Origin of the sequence: Bacillus haimaensis (assembly GCF_048270625.1) — a bacterium.
GTDB classification, from domain to species: domain Bacteria; phylum Bacillota; class Bacilli; order Bacillales; family Bacillaceae_I; genus Sutcliffiella_A; species Sutcliffiella_A haimaensis.
The window spans coordinates 2,501,211-2,519,040 of record NZ_CP158164.1; the positions used below are offsets into that span (position 1 = coordinate 2,501,211).

The 17,830-nt window shown below is 40.6% G+C and carries 17 protein-coding genes and 4 pseudogenes; 8 read left to right on the forward strand and 13 right to left on the reverse strand.

Features of this window, described 5'->3' with window-relative positions; translation table 11 throughout:
• Positions 1-129 precede the first annotated feature (129 nt).
• Positions 130-924 carry a CsxC family protein gene (locus ABN702_RS12700; protein ID WP_417897218.1) on the reverse strand — a complete coding sequence of 265 codons (795 nt, stop codon included), beginning with the start codon at positions 922-924 and terminating at the stop codon, positions 130-132.
• 223 nt (positions 925-1,147) lie between these two features.
• On the opposite strand from ABN702_RS12700, the gene ABN702_RS12705 reads away from it, so the two are divergent.
• From ABN702_RS12705 to ABN702_RS12715, 3 genes are all read left to right on the forward strand, one after another.
• Positions 1,148-2,335 (forward strand): hypothetical protein, encoded by a 1,188-nt coding sequence (locus ABN702_RS12705; RefSeq protein ID WP_417900895.1) that lies wholly within the window; start codon positions 1,148-1,150, stop codon positions 2,333-2,335.
• A gap of 5 nt (positions 2,336-2,340) precedes the next feature.
• The gene (locus tag ABN702_RS12710) at positions 2,341-2,718 is read left to right on the forward strand and encodes a hypothetical protein (protein WP_417897219.1); all 378 of its coding nucleotides are present in this window, start codon (positions 2,341-2,343) and stop codon (positions 2,716-2,718) included.
• Between the two features lie 812 nt (positions 2,719-3,530).
• Positions 3,531-4,757, forward strand: coding sequence for an NAD(P)/FAD-dependent oxidoreductase (locus tag ABN702_RS12715; protein ID WP_417897220.1), 1,227 nt, complete (start codon positions 3,531-3,533; stop codon positions 4,755-4,757).
• Positions 4,758-5,375: 618 nt separating this feature from the next.
• Here the strand turns inward: ABN702_RS12715 and ABN702_RS12720 are convergent.
• Together ABN702_RS12720 and ABN702_RS12725 are read right to left on the reverse strand one after the other, a co-directional pair.
• On the reverse strand, positions 5,376-5,573 hold the full coding sequence (locus ABN702_RS12720) for a helix-turn-helix domain-containing protein (protein WP_417897221.1): 198 nt from the start codon (positions 5,571-5,573) through the stop codon (positions 5,376-5,378).
• Entirely contained in the window at positions 5,548-5,679 is a 132-nt protein-coding gene (locus ABN702_RS12725; protein WP_417897222.1) for a hypothetical protein, read from the reverse strand. The genes ABN702_RS12720 and ABN702_RS12725 overlap by 26 nt, the downstream gene beginning before the upstream one ends.
• Positions 5,680-6,235: 556 nt before the next feature.
• Here ABN702_RS12725 and ABN702_RS12730 point away from each other — a divergent pair.
• Entirely contained in the window at positions 6,236-6,397 is a 162-nt protein-coding gene (locus tag ABN702_RS12730) for a hypothetical protein (protein ID WP_417897223.1), read from the forward strand.
• Positions 6,398-6,581: 184 nt separating this feature from the next.
• Here ABN702_RS12730 and ABN702_RS12735 read toward each other — a convergent pair whose 3' ends face one another.
• From ABN702_RS12735 to ABN702_RS12760, 6 genes and pseudogenes are all read right to left on the reverse strand, one after another.
• Positions 6,582-7,499, reverse strand: a complete 918-nt coding sequence (locus ABN702_RS12735; protein ID WP_417897224.1) for an NADP-dependent oxidoreductase — start codon at positions 7,497-7,499, stop codon at positions 6,582-6,584.
• Positions 7,500-7,854: 355 nt separating this feature from the next.
• Complete coding sequence (locus tag ABN702_RS12740) at positions 7,855-8,517, reverse strand: NAD(P)H-dependent oxidoreductase (protein WP_417897225.1); 663 nt, start codon at positions 8,515-8,517, stop codon at positions 7,855-7,857.
• A gap of 224 nt (positions 8,518-8,741) precedes the next feature.
• Entirely contained in the window at positions 8,742-8,951 is a 210-nt protein-coding gene (locus ABN702_RS12745; RefSeq protein ID WP_417897226.1) for a hypothetical protein, read from the reverse strand.
• Between the two features lie 297 nt (positions 8,952-9,248).
• Complete coding sequence (locus tag ABN702_RS12750; protein WP_417897227.1) at positions 9,249-9,899, reverse strand: peroxiredoxin-like family protein; 651 nt, start codon at positions 9,897-9,899, stop codon at positions 9,249-9,251.
• A gap of 488 nt (positions 9,900-10,387) precedes the next feature.
• Positions 10,388-10,698, reverse strand: a pseudogene (gene trxA, locus ABN702_RS12755) (thioredoxin).
• A 364-nt stretch (positions 10,699-11,062) separates the two neighbouring features.
• Complete coding sequence (locus tag ABN702_RS12760) at positions 11,063-11,746, reverse strand: Crp/Fnr family transcriptional regulator (RefSeq protein WP_417897228.1); 684 nt, start codon at positions 11,744-11,746, stop codon at positions 11,063-11,065.
• A 180-nt stretch (positions 11,747-11,926) separates the two neighbouring features.
• Between ABN702_RS12760 and ABN702_RS12765 the strand changes: the two are divergent.
• A pseudogene (locus ABN702_RS12765) lies at positions 11,927-12,088 on the forward strand (integrase core domain-containing protein); the annotation flags it as partial.
• 467 nt (positions 12,089-12,555) lie between these two features.
• Here ABN702_RS12765 and ABN702_RS12770 read toward each other — a convergent pair.
• Both ABN702_RS12770 and ABN702_RS12775 read right to left on the reverse strand, forming a co-directional pair.
• Positions 12,556-12,813, reverse strand: coding sequence for an aminotransferase class I/II-fold pyridoxal phosphate-dependent enzyme (locus ABN702_RS12770; protein WP_417897229.1), 258 nt, complete (start codon positions 12,811-12,813; stop codon positions 12,556-12,558).
• A gap of 17 nt (positions 12,814-12,830) precedes the next feature.
• Positions 12,831-13,076 (reverse strand): hypothetical protein, encoded by a 246-nt coding sequence (locus ABN702_RS12775; protein ID WP_417897230.1) that lies wholly within the window; start codon positions 13,074-13,076, stop codon positions 12,831-12,833.
• Positions 13,077-13,462: 386 nt separating this feature from the next.
• On the opposite strand from ABN702_RS12775, the gene ABN702_RS12780 reads away from it, so the two are divergent.
• The 3 genes and pseudogenes from ABN702_RS12780 to ABN702_RS12790 all read left to right on the forward strand — a co-directional run.
• On the forward strand, positions 13,463-14,371 hold the full coding sequence (locus ABN702_RS12780; protein ID WP_417897231.1) for a LysR family transcriptional regulator: 909 nt from the start codon (positions 13,463-13,465) through the stop codon (positions 14,369-14,371).
• Positions 14,372-14,659: 288 nt separating this feature from the next.
• Positions 14,660-15,584: pseudogene (gene ltrA / locus ABN702_RS12785) on the forward strand (group II intron reverse transcriptase/maturase); the annotation flags it as partial.
• 213 nt (positions 15,585-15,797) lie between these two features.
• Positions 15,798-16,910: pseudogene (locus ABN702_RS12790) on the forward strand (aconitase family protein); the annotation flags it as partial.
• A 102-nt stretch (positions 16,911-17,012) separates the two neighbouring features.
• Here ABN702_RS12790 and ABN702_RS12795 read toward each other — a convergent pair.
• Entirely contained in the window at positions 17,013-17,531 is a 519-nt protein-coding gene (locus tag ABN702_RS12795) for a YkgB family protein (RefSeq protein WP_417897232.1), read from the reverse strand.
• Positions 17,515-17,805 carry a hypothetical protein gene (locus ABN702_RS12800; RefSeq protein WP_417897233.1) on the reverse strand — a complete coding sequence of 97 codons (291 nt, stop codon included), beginning with the start codon at positions 17,803-17,805 and terminating at the stop codon, positions 17,515-17,517. The genes ABN702_RS12795 and ABN702_RS12800 overlap by 17 nt, the downstream gene beginning before the upstream one ends.
• Positions 17,806-17,830 lie beyond the last annotated feature (25 nt).

The window sequence follows — 17,830 nt, forward strand, 5'->3', positions numbered from 1 at the left end:
ATTGATGAAAGTAACTGCTTCTAAAAGCAACCTTTCCTTCCCCTCCTTTAACATATCTTTAGTCCAGAATGATAGGAAGGAATTTACAAAGGGATGTGAATTCCTTCCGTAGATTTTCGTAGTAGTTACTTATTCGCAATCACAATCACATGTCCAATCGCAATCATCATAGCATTCATCATTAGTTGCAGAAGTTACACGAATCTGCTGGTTTTGAAGTACCTTCACTGTAATATCTAGAACCATTTTTTCTTCAATTCTGGTAAAGTAACCTTCCTCTACTGGTGAGGCACTTGGAAGTGGAACTCTGTCAACTGCTTCATCCCATTCAATAATCTTACTTGAAATTAATTCACAGAAAGGTAGTTCATTGTAATGCTGGTTGCTTTCCTGGTGAAACTGGGAAAGATCACTCGATTGGTATTCATCCTTTTCAGGGTATCCCTGGGACAATGGTTTTGAAACAAAGAAATCAAATTCCTGACGAGTGTTTATTTCAGGCATGACAGGTTTTGTTAAGTATTTCTTAATTTCTGTAACACATTCAAACGGGATATCTGTTGTATAGGAATGCAAGTCAGATGCAATCGAAGCTGAAGTGCTTTGCTCAATTTCCTTGCAAGGGCTGGCATATTGAATGTTTTTACGGACGAATCCTTTGATAAACAACTTGTTAGTTGGCAGCAACAGTCTGCATTGAGTCAATTTGACCCTCTTTTTGATGTCCTTGATTTCAAGGACTGGTTCAGGAAAATCAATGAAGGCATCCATGTTTATTTGAAGAGTGAGTTCGGCAAGAACCACTGGAACCTTTGTGATGATTTTTCCAATGTTAACTTTAGGGTGACATTCTTTGCTTTCATAATGGTGTTGTGAAGATTTGCAATGCGGTAGGACTTTATTATGTTTATATGAATCTGACAATTCATACTCCTCCTTAGATTCAAGATAATTCATCCTATGCCGGGCGAATGACCATGACTGGGCAAGAGCCCAGATTCCTCAAATTAATTTGGACTCATGTCCCTTGTAGGGTTCCTGAATTTCAGTTACTTCCTATAGAATGATTGAAATGCCCAATAATTTTTTTCTGTACTTGCACCTTACAATCACCACAGAGCATAGTATTCAGAAGGAGGAGGATATGATGAATAGACATAATTTTCTTGCCGTTGACTTAGGAAACAGCTGGTATAAGGTTATGGCATCTGAAAACGAAGAAATAACAGAGTACCAAATGCCGAATGCCATCGCTGAGTTTGATGAAGGTTTTTATGAGAAGCATTATGATGAAGAGGATGTTCCGCTTGAAGAAAACCTTATAGTAGAGGTGAAAAGCCAGGCGATTTCCAACAAAAGAGATACCTTTTATATTGGGAAATCGGCCACAAGACAAAAAAATGTCAGCTTAACATCGTATAATAATCAAAAGGCGGAGGAAGATCGTACTTTTATTTTACTTTTCGGATTTGCAGCATATCATGCAATCTTATGTAATCCGGAAGAAACAGAAATTCATTACACGATCGACCAGCTGGCTGTCTCTTTGCCGACAACGCAATATAAAGAAATGAAAGAGTTGATGAAACAAAGGCTTTTAGGTACACATACAATTATTTTCCACAAAGTTCCTGAACTTCAAGAACCAAAAGAAATATTGGTTAAGATAGAAGTAATGGATGTTATTGTTGGCTCTGAGGGTGCATGTGCGTATTTGGGATTGACAAGAGATGTGGAGACCCTTTCTATAAAAGATGAATCCCTCGTGAAAGAATCTCAAAAAGGGATATTGATTGGTGACCTTGGAGGCGATTCCGTAGACTTTGTCGGAATAAAAAATAATAAACCTGTTGCATCAGTTGAAGGAGAACCGTTTGGAATAAACCAGTTTCTTGATAACATTATAAGGAAAATAAGTAAGCATGAACTCTACAAATTTGATTCACGTTCAGAACTGGAGGAAAAGTTGCTGGCAGGAGTTTCCGAATGGTACGTTGAACCTTTTGCTGGTGTCCAGAAGGATATCAGTAAATATGTTACACCCCAACTGAAGGCGATGGCCATCAAATATTTGGAGCTTTTTGATCAAGTTCGAAGCAGCTCGAATGAAGTAAAAGGTTCTGTAAAATATATCGCTGTAGGTGGGGCGGCAAAGCTTGCGCAGCGCCAAATTCAGGAGGCTGCAATCAGTTGGAAACAGAAAGGCCGCCCAATTGAATTAATGTTCCCAGAGAATTTGGAGAAGCTGAATGTGCAAGGATTATTGGTTCTTGCAAAGATGAACCACTTGAAAAAATCCCACAATAAGGCAAGTAAAGTTTCGATTAGAGGGTGAGTGTTGTGACAAAAACATACACCGACTATGTCAACAGAATAGCACTATCTGTTCCCGATCAATTCATTGACGTCAAAACCGGTAATTTATTGGAAGTATCAAACAAAATCCATGAGCAGCTGGACTATCATGCAAGTAACAGTACACTAGCTGACTTACTTCTTTCTGCACTTTACGAGTATCTTAACCCCAGATCCATGGCCCTGAAAAAAGGGGCAAACCAAGAGATACTTCAAGAGCTTTCAGCAATAAAAAAGATGATAGAATCCGGTTATACTCCTCCACCAATAAAATCATTTCCAATCAAAAATCGAAGGTCCTTAAACAATGGAACGATCGATATAAAAGAAGTAGATGATATTCTGGATGCTTTTGGAGGTTAGATTTATAGGAAGCGCTAAAAACCCCTCATCCATTAAGATGAGGGATTTTTATGATGATAATTTACTTAACAAGTATCAAGCCATAGTTTGTTTTATTCGTTTTTTACATGGACAGTTAGTAAGAGTATAACCTAATACTTTTACCCCTTTATTCTTAAGGAAACGGATACTAATATTCTTCTCCAAAGAGTCGGAAGCTACTACAATAATGTTAGAGTTGGACAACTCGTGATAATTCCTTTTTAAATATGCTACTGGTATGTTGAAAGAATTTTTCACAGGATCTTTATAGGACTGGTTATAGTCTCTGACATCCAGAATTTTTACATCGTTATACTGAAACATGCTTGCTATACACGGTACTCCGTAAACAGGAACATATCTTATATAAATGAAAAAAGCTATAATACTAATAATAACCATCAAGAACCATATCATTAATTTCCCCCCCCATAAAAAGGTACTTCATTTACTTTATTAGTTGACTATATACCCCATTGGGTATATAGTCAACTATTTTAATTCCTCGGTTCTTTTCTTTTTTTACAGTACCTTAACAAACACACTAGATCCCATGGACGAAAATAATGAAGGATTTTAACGAGGATATCCCTTTAATCATATAACGAAAAAAAGACGTTTGCCACGTCTTTTATTGACCAAGCTGATTTTCAACTCACTGCAAGCAAGTAGGAACGGTTATTGATGTCCCATTATACTTTACCCATCTGGACAATTAATAAAATCTCTTGTATGCCCTTCCTTGAGTAGGAAATATTAACAGTATGCAAACATTCAGTGGGAGGAGTAACATGAACTTACAATCGGGTACGTATTATTGGCCAACCACCTTGCCGGATGCCCCATCCTATCCTTCACTTGAGGAGGATATTATCTGCGATATCCTTATTATTGGCGGAGGAGGTTCTGCTGCACAATGCGCTTTTTATCTTGCTGACAAGGACTTGGAAGTTGCTGTCATAGAAAAAGGCAGAATCGCTTCAGGTAGTACAAGTGCAAACACATCACTCATTCAATATTCCGGAGAGAAGATGTTCACCGAACTCATTAATATCTTTGGAGCGGAATATATTGCAAGGCATCTACAATTATTGAAAGAGGCGATAAATGACATTGAAGCGGCTTCCAAGACAGTCGATATGAATACTGAATTTACTAGAAGAGATACACTCTACCTGGCAAGTTGTAAAGAGGATATACCACGACTGGAAAAGGAATATGAATTGCTTAAACAGCATGGATTTGAGTTGGATTTACTGACCCAAAAGGAAATTGAGATGAAGTACCCCTTCAGCAGGGAGGCGGCGATTTATTCCTTTGGAGATGGTGAGCTCAACCCTTTCAAATTTACTCATGCCCTTTTTGATTTTGCAGCAAAAAGAAAAGTACGTATATTTGAAAACACAGAAATGAATGGTCATCATTATAATAAGCAGGAAAAGCGCATGGTAATCACTACAAAGACCGGATATACCATTAAAGCCGCCAAAGTTATATTTGCAACCGGGTACGAGGGAACAGAGCAAAAAAAAGAAAAGAAAGTTTCCTTTGTCAGCACATATACTATCACCACTAATAAAGTGAGTGATTTCTCCTCTTGGTACAATAGGACACTTATTTGGGAGACCGCCCGGCCATATCTTTACATGCGTACGACAGCCGACAACCGGATCATCATTGGGGGCCTCGATGAAAACACTACCTCTGCTGAAGAAAGGGATAGTATGCTGATGCACAAAAAAGAAAAACTTGCAGAAGAGCTCAAAAACATGTTCCCTGATTTAGATGTTAAACCCGAGTATTATTTAGCGGGATTCTATGGTGGTACAAAGGATGGCCTTCCTATCATAGGAAGATATGATGAATATCCTGAATGTTATTTTCTTTTTGGCTTCGGGGACAACGGTACGGTTTACAGCCAACTTCTTGCAAAAATAATTGCCACAGATATCCTTGAAGGCGATAGCCCCAATATGGCTTTATATTTACAGGACCGACCACTTTTAAGAGGAAAATAATCGCAGAAAAAGGCCAGGATTCCATCAAATGGAATCCTGGCCTTTTGTTTTGATGATCTGAGAGGGATTCGAACCCCCGACCCCTACCCTGTCAAAATCAAGTGTAAAATAAATTGAGGTGAAATCAGTAAAATTGAGTCATATAAGTATGGAAAAATCATTGTTTTTGGTATGTAATTGTAAATAGAGCAAATAAAAACAATAAAGAAAATTAAGTCTGTGCAATTTCTGTGCAATAGAACTATCATCTTTTATTAAGTGAAGTCTATACTGAATAACTGAAATCTTTCCTCTATATTTGTTAATTATCTAGTGCCTATTTTCTCTTCTAACAGTTTTTTTGTAAATAGGGTCTCCTCGTACACCTTGAGGATTTGACACCACCGCCTCCTCTCAGACTTGAGTCGTTAACCCCTCGCAAGCATCTATCATTGATCTATATTAAATTTTTATAGAATTAATCATCCAGTGAGTGATAATCCTTCAAAATATTTTCAAATTCTTTTTTGGTCACAAGTAACCCCCCCTAAATGAAAATTCATTTTAACAAAACAACCTCAACTTATCCTATACGGAGGATTATTTGAGGTTGCTTATAGTAAAGCAAATTTACTATTCTTATTCTGATATCCATTTAAAGAATTCATCTCTCAATACTCGTTTACATCTGCCAATTTTGATGACAGGAAAGTAAGAATGGTTCATTAATTCATAAGCGGTGGGTTTTGAAATTTGCAATATTTCACTTATTTCTTTAGCCGATAATACAATTGGGTAATCATCTATACTTTTATTTTTCATTATTATTTTCTTCATTTAACTTTTGTGTTTCCCGTTCTAATATCTCTATCCATTGTTCGAGAAGCTTAACGGCATTTTTTCTTTTATATTTTAACTTGTCTGTTTCTTTTATGTTTCTCATAATAAAATCCTCCTCAATATGTTGATATTGAAGAGGTTGGCCTATGATATCTAATTTTTAACTTAAATCCCCAAATTGGGATATCTCCTTTTTAGAAGGATACAATAAAATACCTTGATAGTTCTTAATAAGTTCATCTTTAAATTCTTTTGCATCCCGATCTTGTTTTAATAAATAGCTCCCAATAAGTATTATTTTTCTTGTATCCCTAAGTAACGCTGTTGATAGAACGATAAATGAACATTCAGGTTTAATACTTCTTCTAACTTATTAATTGACTCGTAATCTATAAATTGTAATCGATTAAGGTACTATAATAGAAAATACTCACTTCTTGTTTACCAAGTAAAATCGTTGTTGTCTTAAAGTCACACGATTGTCCGAATAATATTAATAATTGTTCGACGTTTTTAAATTCTGTATTCATTGCGAATAAATCCTTCCAGGCTAAAGTCTCCAAATGTTCTTTATGGTACCATGTTATTTTTGTTAAAAACTCTTTTTTATACATAAGTGGAATCACAAAAAAATTTTGACTGACCAAGGACGGCGAGCATTGATCTGTACATCGTTCAATCGGGCCATTAGATGGGTACTGGCGGCAGCTACTGGAAGTATAGCAACTTATCAAGAATCCGTATCCCGTTGGCTAACACCATTTGGAGGCTCGATATTCAATGAACAAGCTGTGGTATTTATCGCAAATCAGCATTTTTGAGGAAATGTCGCGAGAAGAGATAAGAGAGATCGAGTTGATATGCAAAGACCACCAGATTTCCGGTGGTCTTTGCTTTTACTTTAAGGACATATGTCGTAAATTGCCATTTAGTTCCCATGTCCGAAGCAGGAAATGACGGGGCCTCGCGGCTGACGATGAACCACGAGGCCCAGTCCCTGAGCCCTTACGGACGAACGCGGATGATCGTCTTTCCCTTGATCCGCTCGGTTGGGTTGAAGGCGGCGACAGCATCGTCGAGGGCCGCCACGTTGCCGATGTTCGTCCGCAGCCTACCATCCCGGACCCGCTGTACGATCTCACCCAGTTGCGCGCGATCGGCCTCTACGACGAAATCAACCGCCAAGCCCTCGGTCGGCTGTGCCTCGGGCGGACCGGCGATGGTCACCAGCATTCCGCCGGCGCGAACCAGACCCGCGGACCTATTCCCGATGTCGCCACCGATCACGTCGAAAACCAGATCGACGCCACTGACATCTTCCAGCGAGTCGTTGTCAAGGTCGACGAACTCCTGCGCGCCGAAGTCGAGCGCCGTCTGACGGTCGGCAGCACGTCCGGTGCCGATGACGTAGGCTCCCGCCTCGCGGGCGAGCTGCGTCACCATCGAGCCGACTCCACCGGCCGAGCCGTGCACAAGGACGCTCTGCCCCGCCTGGAAGCGACCGTGCACGAACAGTCCCTGCCACGCGGTCAGACCCGAGATCGGTAGGCTCGCTCCCACCGTGAAGTCGATATCGCCCGGCAGCGGCGCGAGGTTACGTGCCTCAAAGGCCACGTACTCCGCGAGGGTTCCGTCGCGCGTCCAGTCCGCGATCCCGAACACCCGTTGTCCTACCGACAGCCCCCTCGTGCCATAGCCGAGGGCGCTGACCACTCCGGCCACCTCGTGGCCGGGGATTGATGGTGTGCGGTCGCGGCCGAGGCGATCGGTCCAGGTTCCGAGCCACGTCAGCTCGCCTGGGGTGAATCCCGACGCATGAACCTGAACGACGACATCGTTCCCCGCCGCCTTCGGTTTCGGCCGCTCCGCCAGCGTCATCCCGGCCGTTCCCGCGGCCTCATCTGTCACCACAATCGCTTTCATATAAACACCTCCCTGTATAGTCTTCTCCTGCACAGCACGTCGGTCCGGAAGCTATTAGCGCCGCCAAAGCTCGGCGTCTTACCATGACAGATGAACTGGCGTAGAGGCGCGGCTACAGCGCCCGTTATTCCTTTGTTGATCACGATTTGAAATGTTACCATCGCACTCACCTCTCCCTTGATTAATTGCTATAAATGAGGAAATCGGATACAAAAAATGGTCCCCCCCCTTAAATTAGTTTGTACTGCTCACAAACGACATGAAAGGGGACGCCGCTTCGACCACATTCATAAGCAGCCCGAAATCGGTCTTGTCGGACTTGCTTGCGAAGCAAACACATGCCGCCATATTATATTTATTTGACCCACTTCACAACATCATCAAACGGTCTGCGTATTTTCGGTCTCGGCTCTTTTTTGCGATAACCGAAGGCAATCATGACCGAGATGGTAAAGTGTCCGTCCTCCAGCAGCCCTTCTTCGTCCAACAGCTGGTTCATTTTCTCAATGTGAAAGCCTTCGATCGGACATGAGTCAATGCCGATTTGCGCCGCAGCCGTCATCATGTTCGCAAGCGGTATGTACGTCTGCTTGACGGCCCAATCGGTAAGAAAGCGTTCATGATCCAGGAGCTTGAAATCATGTCTCTGGAACTCTTCAATCAATTCAAGCCGCCTTGTCAGGTGTTCCTTCGGAATGTCTTTGATTTGCTGCTCCTTCAGGTAGGCGGAGTCATATCTCGTATCCAGCGGGGTCCGGGCCAGAATAATGACGAAATGACTGGCCTCCGGCAGTTTGCTGGCCGCTCCATAAGAAGAGTTTTTTATTTTGTTCCGAAGCTGTTCGTTTTGAACAACAACAAATCTCCACGGCTCAGTGCTAAACGAGCTCGGCGAGAGCCGGCCCGTTTCCAAAATAAATTCAAAATCGTCGTCGGAGATGGTTTTACTATGATCGAATTCTTTGGTTGCATGGCGAAAATGATAAGCTTTCAAAATCTCTTCCTTGGTCATTGTCATGATATATTCTCCTTCTTAACTAACATTTAATACAGATGCATAGCTGCCCCATGTACAACAGCCGCCTGCATCTGCCTCATTAATCCGCCTCAGCCGCTCGCTCCGCCCACGCATTGACCTCTTCCTCTTCAAGTCGTTTTGTTGAATAAAATTGCAAGATGGCTTGATCCAATTGTTCGACTATTTCATAAAATCCCGCAGCTTCTTCATACCAGCCTTTAGATTTAAGTCGTACGCGCGGCGAACCGGCAATCGTTGAACAGCATTTTTGTAACAATTTCGATCGGCGTCCTGACGCCGTAACCTGCATCAAATGAAGCAAAATCGCTCGCTGTTCCGGAAATGACAACCGTGAATCGGAACTTCACAGCACCCAGCCAATGACGAAGCAATTTTCCGGCGTTTATGGTCTGAGGTTGAGAATTCTTTTCCATACCTCTATCCCCTCTGCATCAACAAAATGCTCGCTTGGAGACGCCGGACGTCTGCGGCCTTTGTAGGCTATGTAAACGCACGAACAGGGAATACAGTCATACTCATGCGCCCGCTCTGATTGTCGCTGAACCCACCCATATAAGCTTCTCCCAGATCACCAGCATATATTTATATGTCAGGTCTTATCGTACTGCAAGATAATTATACATGTGATATCCAATATAAAGCCTCGCTTCTTCAGACTTGTTCTTACCATAATCGCTTGTTCTGCCCACAAATGTATGATAAAAAAATCGTTACAGCTTTTTTAGCTCTCGCAAAATTTCCTCCGGGCTTTGACGCTGCATGAAATTCGGATTGACATAAGAGCAGCGAATAATGGCGCTCTCATCAATCATGAAAGTAGCCGGAACCGGCAAAACCCATTTCGAGTTGTTGTTGTACTCCGCAAGATCAAGTCCGATACCTTCCATGACTTCCTTTACTCCCTGCGGAACATCGAAGAGAAGATTGTACTTGGCCGTTACCAAGCCCTTCGAATCGCTAAGGACTTGAAATTCCAATCCTTCCTTTTCCTGAAGGGATAACGAATGATCCGGCTTTTGAGGGCTAATCGCTATTAGCTGAGCACCTATCGCCTGGATTTCCGGCAATTTCTGCTGGTAAGACTTTAATTGCATATTGCAAAAAGGACACCATCCGCCGCGATAGAAGACCAGCACAACCGGCCCTTTCGCGAGCTCTTCAAATAAAATTACATCCCGGCCTAGTGCGTCTGTTAATTTAAAGTCCACCGCCTTTTCGCCCGGTTGCTTCCCGGAAGCGATCCCCGTTTTCTGAAGTTCCTCAATCATTTGTCCGATCTTGATCTGCGCTTCAATCGGTGAATTGGCCTTAAACTGATGTGTGGCCACTTCAAGCTGTTCGGTTAAATTTTGGTTGCTCATCGTTCTGAAACCTCCAATATCGAGTGATAGCTTGATTATAATTCTAAAAAAAACGGATTTCTGTAATGTAGCTAACAGTTATCCATTTTATTTTGAAATTGTGTAAAACGGCAGAACAATGTAATGTAGATGACAGATGCCCATTCGGTTGGCATGTTAATACTAAACCGCCAAGTACCATTGAGTTATCAGACAATTTTATTTTGTCTTGGATGGCAGGAGAAAATTCGATCAATTAATAAAATAAGAATACAAATGTGAAAGGAGAATGTGGATGAAGATACTCGTTTTAGGAGGAACAGCGTTTTTCGAAATCCAATAATACTTAATCTTATATGAAGCTAGTGTTCCTCAAGATCGAGGTTTGCCGCTTACTTTCTATATATTCCGCGCCATTTGGATTCTCTCGCTTTACGTTAACTGATAATTCTGTCTTCGAAGTTCGCGACTTTCACTATTGAGACTCACCCAAAATTAGCTCACACAAGTTAAATTAGAAGAAGCCCATTCGTCTCATTTTTATTAGAGTTGCTGGTTAAGAGTTCAACCAAATTTCCTTTTGGTTGAAAGCCAATAATTTTATCCACAATTTCGCCATCTTTAAAGACGACCAAAGGTGGGAGACTCATGACATTAAATTGGCCAGTTACTTGTTGATTTTCATCTGTTTTTATTTCACAATCTTAATCATATCGCCCATCTCTGAGTAGATTTCTTCAAGGACTGGAGTAATCATCTTACATGGACCACATCATGGTGCCCAAAAGTCCGCAAGTACAACTCCCTCAGAAAACGAAATTTTGGTCTAATGTTCAAATGGGTTAAGATACTTTATTTATATCATCGCTTTATCCTCCCTAAAGTATTGTAAACATTACCCAATCTGCCTGATTATTTGTTTATGTTGTAAAAATTGATCAGCCTTTTAACTAAGGCTTCAATCTTGGTGAGCAAAAAGAAAATGAATGTGATCAGAACTATTTACTTCTTTCAGCAGTCGATCTATAAGACCGAAGCTGAAAGGTTGTTATTTGGTGCCTTGCCTTCCATGTAGATTTTGGGTCTGCTATATTACAATTACAATAAAATCTGACATGAAAAGAAGACGCAGAGGCTAACCTCAGCGTCTTTCTTTATGAACATGATATGAAAGAAAATATCGATTACCCCTCCTCCACCTCATATAGTTCCGTAGCCAGAACTGTATTAATTTTTAATGGCTTTCTTGTAATGACTTGTTCCTTTTCTAATTCTCCTAAAAATAAACTAACGGTTTCTCTTGATGACCCGATCATACTTGCGATATCATACTGGGTGATTTTGACCCCAACTGTTTGCCACTCCCCACTTCTTACACCAAAACGGTTACTCAACTGTATGAAAAGTAAAAGAATTCGATATTTGACATCTTTATAAGCAATACTTTCTGTTATTTGATACATCTCTTTTAGCTTCGAAGTCAAGATGGTTATTAACTTTAACGAAATATCAGGATTTTGGCGAAGAAACTTTTCAAAACGCTCCCTTGTTAGCGTACAAACAAATGAATCAACCATCGTTTCTGCATAAATATCAGAATCTGTTAAGGAAAAACTAGAGGTTTCTCCAAAGACATTTCCTTCACTTAAAAGATCAACCGTGAATTCCTTTCCTGATGAAGATACCTTAAATAAACGAACCTGTCCTTTTTTCAAGAAAAATAACGCCCTTATTTGTTGAGTCGGACTTAAGATAATTGTACCTTTTTTAATAGGAGCGGTTTGCGTCACTTCGTCTATTTTCTTTAATTCTTCTTCTGGTAGCTCATCTAGTAATTTAATTTGTGAAAGTAGCCTGAGTTTATCCATGTCTACACTCCTTTGTTATCCCGTTTCATAATTATTTCATAATCAAGCCACTCATTATTTTCCTCTAAAACTGGTTGCCCATTAGCCCAGTACTTGCTAGATTCTGGTTTAGTAGGTTACACGAATTTCTTGACAGACTCTGGATGGCCGAGGCAGAGCCTTGGATAAATCTTCACATAGCGTCTATGGCGCTCATTAAAATATGAGGAAGTCTATCTCTACGACTACCAAACCCCAATAGAAGCTAGGCAAGGGATAGCCCGATATTTCCAAATGTATAATTTTGAACGCCCTCATCAATCGCTGAAGTACAAAACGCCGGCTGCCGTTTTCAACATTTGAAATTTCCGCCCTCCTCGGGGGCATACCCCTTAAAGGATTAAAATAAATGCACTTATAAAAACTAAAAACCGTGTTTTGACGACGGGGTCCACCGTATGGTGTACAATTGATTAAGGATATGTACAGATTCTTTTATGGTTCTTCAAGCTGATATTAGATATTTATTGTGCGTATACCTTACAAAAATTTTTTCTAGTAGTATTAATAAAATTCTTTATTCTTTTACTTGCTTCCTCAATCTGATCTATAGACTGTGTCATAGCAATTCGTACAAATTCGTGTTTTTTTCGTTTTCATTAAAAAAAATACTTCAAAGTAAAATTTTAATTTTTTCCTGTTGATATGGCTCCTTACAAAACTTTTCGCTATTGCCTTTGATATTAATCTAGAAATAAAAACCAACTAAAGGGATATCTATATAAATAGTGTCTTTTAATGTAGTATGAAATTTCTTTACTTTTTCAAAATTAATCTCTTAATTGATTAGTATAGTTACTATCTTTTAATATTATTGATATCATTGATTGCTGTATGGTGGGAACAATTGATCCAGTTAAATTCCGATAGATATTATACTTTTCAATTATATTTTCATCACCACAAATAAACCCACATCTCGCTCCTGGAATGCAACAAAACTTAGATAACGAATGTACTGATAATAAATTTGAATAATCCTTGAAATTCAAAATTTCAGCAACCTCTAATATCCCAAAAGTTTCCATAAAGACGATTGAGGTTATTATACTTTTTTCATCCAGAATTCTATGTCATTCAATACATCATCAGATCCTTTTAAATTAGGATATTTGTTCATATTATCGAATCTTTTATTAAAAGTACTCTTAAATTCTTCTGGTAAGGACTCAGACACCTGTCCTATAGATAAATCAATCTCTTCCTTTGAACTTTTGCAAATCCCATAAAATTCCTTTAAGTTTGATAATGGATACTTAGATAAATTTTCGGTCTTATTTCTAATATACATTCATAAGTTCATTCCTCTCGTGTTTTTTCAAGGTACCATCTTTATAAAAATCTTAAATGTTTGATGCTACTTTTCAAATTACAAAAAACTATGCAACCACAAAATATCAATCTACTCCATTGCTCATCGATTACTTGACATGATTTAACATATAGCGATAGACCTGCTCCATTTCTGCCTCCTTCTTTGCGATGTTTTTTATTGATTTTTGACTATTTCAAATTATATGACCATGATTTTGATAAGTAAAATCAATAATTTTTATCATTTTTCCAAAAAAAATTTTATCAATAATTCTATTGACAGATTATATAGAATTGACTATCTTTTCGAGAAGGCTTAAAATCTTAATAGACAATTTTCTCATTTAGAATCGAGGTGCCTTCTTGGAAGAAAAAGATTTTAATATTCTTCGGTACATTGCCGAGGAGATGCATTTGACGAAAGCAGCAGAGCGGCTCTATATGACGCAGCCCGCTCTCACTTATCGGATACAACAGCTGGAAAAAGAGCTAGGTACACAGATTTTGATCAAAAATGGAAAACGTATTAAATTTACAGCGCAGGGAGAGTATCTCGTTTCCTTTGCAAATAAAATGCTTGCGGAATACCGGATAGCGAAAGACTCGCTCGCCAACATGTCTTCGGATGTGCAAGGAACCCTGCGAATTGGAGCAGCTAGTATCTTTGCTAAGTATTTTCTTCCCTCCCTGATGAAAAGTTTTGTCACCCAGTATCCAAAGGTCATTTACAACGTATACACAGGTCCCTCTCCGAAAATCATAGAGCTTTTGGAAACGGAAAGTGTAGATATTGCCTTCATTCGAGGTGAATACAAATGGCCCAAGCTAAAATTTCCAATTATGGAAGAGAATTTGTGCCTGATTTCCAAGCACGAGATCGACCTCGAGGAATTACCCAATCAACAAAGAATCGAGTACAGCTATAAAATCAACCTGCCCACCCTTGGAAAATACAGACCCCAGACATCTATCAAAGACCATTTTCGCGGCTGGTGGGAGGAAAGATACATTGTGCCGCCGCTAACGACTGTAATCGTAGACAGCTATGACATCTGTAAGGAAATGGTGATCAATGATCTTGGCTACGCTTTTATTCCCGAGCCATTAATCAGCCAGGATGATGACCTGCACAAGGTCAATCTATTTCGCAAAAATGGAGAAATCATCAAACGAACCACATGGCTTCAGTACAATGAAGCCTCCGAGCATCTGAACATCGTCAAAAAGTTCGTATCCTTTGTTCGCTCCCAAAGCTTTCACTCAACCCCATAAACACTCTCGATCAGAGAAGTGCTTTTTTACTTTAGTGAAAGCACTTTTCAAGTAAAATAGTGACTTATAAATTGAAAAAAATTTTTCGTTTACTCGAGAAAGTAAGGGAAGGACTGAACAATTAAAGAAGAACGAGAACTATGCGTACAATTCTTGTGCTGAAGCAGATAATCTCTTAGGAGACTTACTTGAAGGAGGAAGTGGTGAATCCCACGGGGGACTTCAAGAGGGTGGAGCAAGAATAACACAAATAGACCTCTCGTTCGCGTGGAAAGGAAATATCTAATAATGTTAATGGATAGGATACTGTCACGGGAAAACTTAATAGAAGCACTCAAACGTGTGGAAAGAAACAAAGGAAGCCACGGAAATGTCCGTAAAATCCCTACGAAGACACATTGTTGATAACTGGAAATCTCTTTGTCAATCACTAAGGAATGGTACCTATAAACCAAGTCCAGTACGTCGAGTTGAAATCCGAAAACGAACGGTGGAGTTCGGGTTACTAGGAATACCTACCGTGACAGACCGATTCATTCAACAAGCAATCGCTCAAGCACTAACTCCAATCTTTGACCCTGCTTTCTCCGAGCATAGCTATGGCTTCCGACCGAATAGAAGAGGGCATGATGCCGTTCGGAAAGCAAAAGGGTTTATGAAAGAAGGAATTAGATGGGTGGTTGATATAGACCTTGAGAAATTCTTTGACAAAGTAAATCATGACAAGCTAATGGGAATACTTGCTTCTAAAATTAAAGACCGGACGGTCCTTAAGCTAATTAGAAGGTATCTTCAAGCTGGGATTATGATTAACGGTGTTGTCCATGAAATAGAAAAAGGGACTCCTCAAGGTGGTTTGCTGAGTCCACTTCTCTCTAACATCCTATTGGATAAACTCGATAAAGAGCTAGAATTCAGAGGTCACAACTTCGTCCGTTATGCGGATGATTGTAACATATATGTTCAGTCAAAGAAGGCAGGAGAAAGAGTCATGAACTCCATCACTGACTTCATCGAAAAGTAGCTGAAACTAAAAGTGAATCGAGAGAAATCAGCAGTAGACCGTCCTTGGAGACGTAAGTTTCTTGGCTTTAGCTTTACTATTCATAAAGAACCTAAGGTAAGGATAGCAAATGAGAGTATCAAACGACTCAAAGCTAAAATAAGAGTCCTTACATCTCGTTCTAAGCCAATCCCGATGGAAGGCGAAATCCATGGATGTTCTATCACGAGGAGTCTTTGGAGAAAAACGTCGTCAAGGCCTTCATTCAGTTTATTGAGGGAATCGATTTCGAGAGTTCCGAAGAAAAGGACTAGTCATGAAAAATTCTTATGCCTGTTCATTCGGTTTTCTTATTTTTCATGTTTTCTTCCTCATGCTATACTTCAGGTGCATCACTACATATCTGATGACAGGTAAACAAGTATGAAAACGGTGGAACAGGCTATATGGGCATTACCAACAGCCTTTCCTGTCCACGGCAAAGAATTTAGATACTATCCAATCCAGGTATTGGAGGAAGCAGGAGTCGGCAATACCTCTTCCCTTCCCTACTGTATGAAAATCCTTTTGAAGGCAGCTGTACGTGAGTTTGACTGAGTGACCGTCACTGTAGAACATATTCGCAAACTTGCCAATAGTACAATGGAGCGAGATCCAAACGAAGAGGTGCCTTTCAAGCCGACCCGTGTACTGCTGCATGACACAACCGGGCTGCCTGCATTAGTAGACCTCGCAGCCATGGGTGAAACCATGCAAGCTTCGGTAGCAACCTATCCCGCTTAAATCCGCTAATCCCCGTTGATCTCGTCGATGATCATTCCGTTATGGTAGATCATTTTGGCACTTCCGATGCATTGTCCTTGAATCAAAGGAATGAATTCGAACGGAATTCCGAGCGATTCCGCTTCTTTCGCTGGGGACAGAATGCCTTTCAAAATATACGAATTATTCCTATCTCCACCGGGATTATGCACCAGATCAATATGGAGTACCTCTCGGCGGTAGTCGCTTCCAAAGAGGAAGATGGTTCTACTGTTCTATACCCCGATTCTCTTGTCGGCACGGATTCTCATACCACGATGATCAGCGGTCTTGGCGTCGTCGGCTGGGGTGTTGGGGGGGTTGAAGCAGAAGCAGCTATACTTGGACAGCCCCTTTACTTCGTCCCTCCGGAAGTGTTAGGTTTTTGACTTACGGGTTCTTTACCGGAAGGGGCGACTGCCACGGATCTCGCCTTAACAGTCACTCATCTTCTCCCGAAAAAAGGCGTCGTGGGTAAATTTGTCGAGTTTATCGAGCCCGGAGTCAGCACCCTGAGTCTTGCCGATTGAGCAACTATCGCGAATATGGCACCGGAATATGGTGCGGACATGGGTTATTTTCCAGTCGATCAAGAGACCTTGAGCTACTAAGCCTACTACAAAAGCACAGGGTATGTTAGTATCGGAAAACAGTGAGGATCCTGTGTATTCAGAATTAATCGAACTTGACCTGTCCACGGTAGTTCCTTGTTTGGCAGGTCCAAAGCAACCACGCTTTTGTTAGCCCCCTCTTTCTTTTTCTAAATTGAGTAAAAACATGCAGATTTTTAATAAATCGGTACAACTCATAGACATTCGGAACCATCGAATGATCTGATTATTTTCCCACATCCGGATAGCGACTCTCCCGGGTTTCATGAAACGTTCCACGGCTAGCCGCCTTCAGTGACTCGCCCAAGGCAAACACAGAAGCGCCCAGCAAGACGAGATCCTTCAACAGAAACTGACCTGGCGCCGAAGAAAGGGCGGGGAAACCGAGGCTCGGCTCAAAGACACCCGGCGTGGAGACCATGAAACTCAGTGTCGTCAGAAATAGAATGCAGGAAAGAAACGCTCCAACAGCTGACAGCTTTGCAGACACAAATCGGCTGAGAATGAGTAGGCCGACTAATAATTCTAATATGCCCAATAAAGAAGAAAACGTACGAATTGAAAAATAGTTGTAAAGCCATCCAAGTACTGGGCTGTTACTTACAAGGGCGGCAATCTCCTTCGCTTCGTAGGCCGTGAATTTCATCGCGCCAATCCAAATATAAACAATGGCTAGTGCAATAAATAAACCCTTTGTTCCGAAAATCTCAATTTTTTTACCGAAAGCTTCAAATAACTTGAACATGAACGTTTCCTCCTCCGCCATTAGCGACAGTAAGTTTGTTATTTACCGAAAGGCTAAAAAAATGTTCCTCCATTTTCCCCTCGGACCCATGCATTTTTATCATACCCGCGTTTTTCCCAATAACCTGTCCATTACATTCCAATGTGTCGCATTTTTCATTTAAATTATAAACCACCACTTCACAATTATCGCAAGCTAAAGCCTTCACTTGCTCGACAGCACCTTCACAAACACTACAACCTGCTGTAAATACTTCGATTAATCTTTTTGCCACTTTAATTCACTCATTTTGATAATTT

Bases quoted from the DNA above. Each gene is read 5' to 3' on its own strand.
- ABN702_RS12705 (WP_417900895.1), top strand. From the start codon at position 1,148: ATGAATAGACATAATTTTCTTGCCGTTGACTTAGGAAACAGCTGGTAT.
- ABN702_RS12715 (WP_417897220.1), top strand. From the start codon at position 3,531: ATGAACTTACAATCGGGTACGTATTATTGGCCAACCACCTTGCCGGAT.
- ABN702_RS12720 (WP_417897221.1), bottom strand. From the start codon at position 5,573: ATGAAGAAAATAATAATGAAAAATAAAAGTATAGATGATTACCCAATT.
- ABN702_RS12725 (WP_417897222.1), bottom strand. From the start codon at position 5,679: ATGAGAAACATAAAAGAAACAGACAAGTTAAAATATAAAAGAAAAAAT.
- ABN702_RS12735 (WP_417897224.1), bottom strand. From the start codon at position 7,499: ATGAAAGCGATTGTGGTGACAGATGAGGCCGCGGGAACGGCCGGGATG.
- ABN702_RS12740 (WP_417897225.1), bottom strand. From the start codon at position 8,517: ATGACAATGACCAAGGAAGAGATTTTGAAAGCTTATCATTTTCGCCAT.
- ABN702_RS12745 (WP_417897226.1), bottom strand. From the start codon at position 8,951: ATGGAAAAGAATTCTCAACCTCAGACCATAAACGCCGGAAAATTGCTT.
- ABN702_RS12750 (WP_417897227.1), bottom strand. From the start codon at position 9,899: ATGAGCAACCAAAATTTAACCGAACAGCTTGAAGTGGCCACACATCAG.
- ABN702_RS12760 (WP_417897228.1), bottom strand. From the start codon at position 11,746: ATGGATAAACTCAGGCTACTTTCACAAATTAAATTACTAGATGAGCTA.
- ABN702_RS12770 (WP_417897229.1), bottom strand. From the start codon at position 12,813: ATGGAAACTTTTGGGATATTAGAGGTTGCTGAAATTTTGAATTTCAAG.
- ABN702_RS12775 (WP_417897230.1), bottom strand. From the start codon at position 13,076: ATGTATATTAGAAATAAGACCGAAAATTTATCTAAGTATCCATTATCA.
- ABN702_RS12795 (WP_417897232.1), bottom strand. From the start codon at position 17,531: ATGTTCAAGTTATTTGAAGCTTTCGGTAAAAAAATTGAGATTTTCGGA.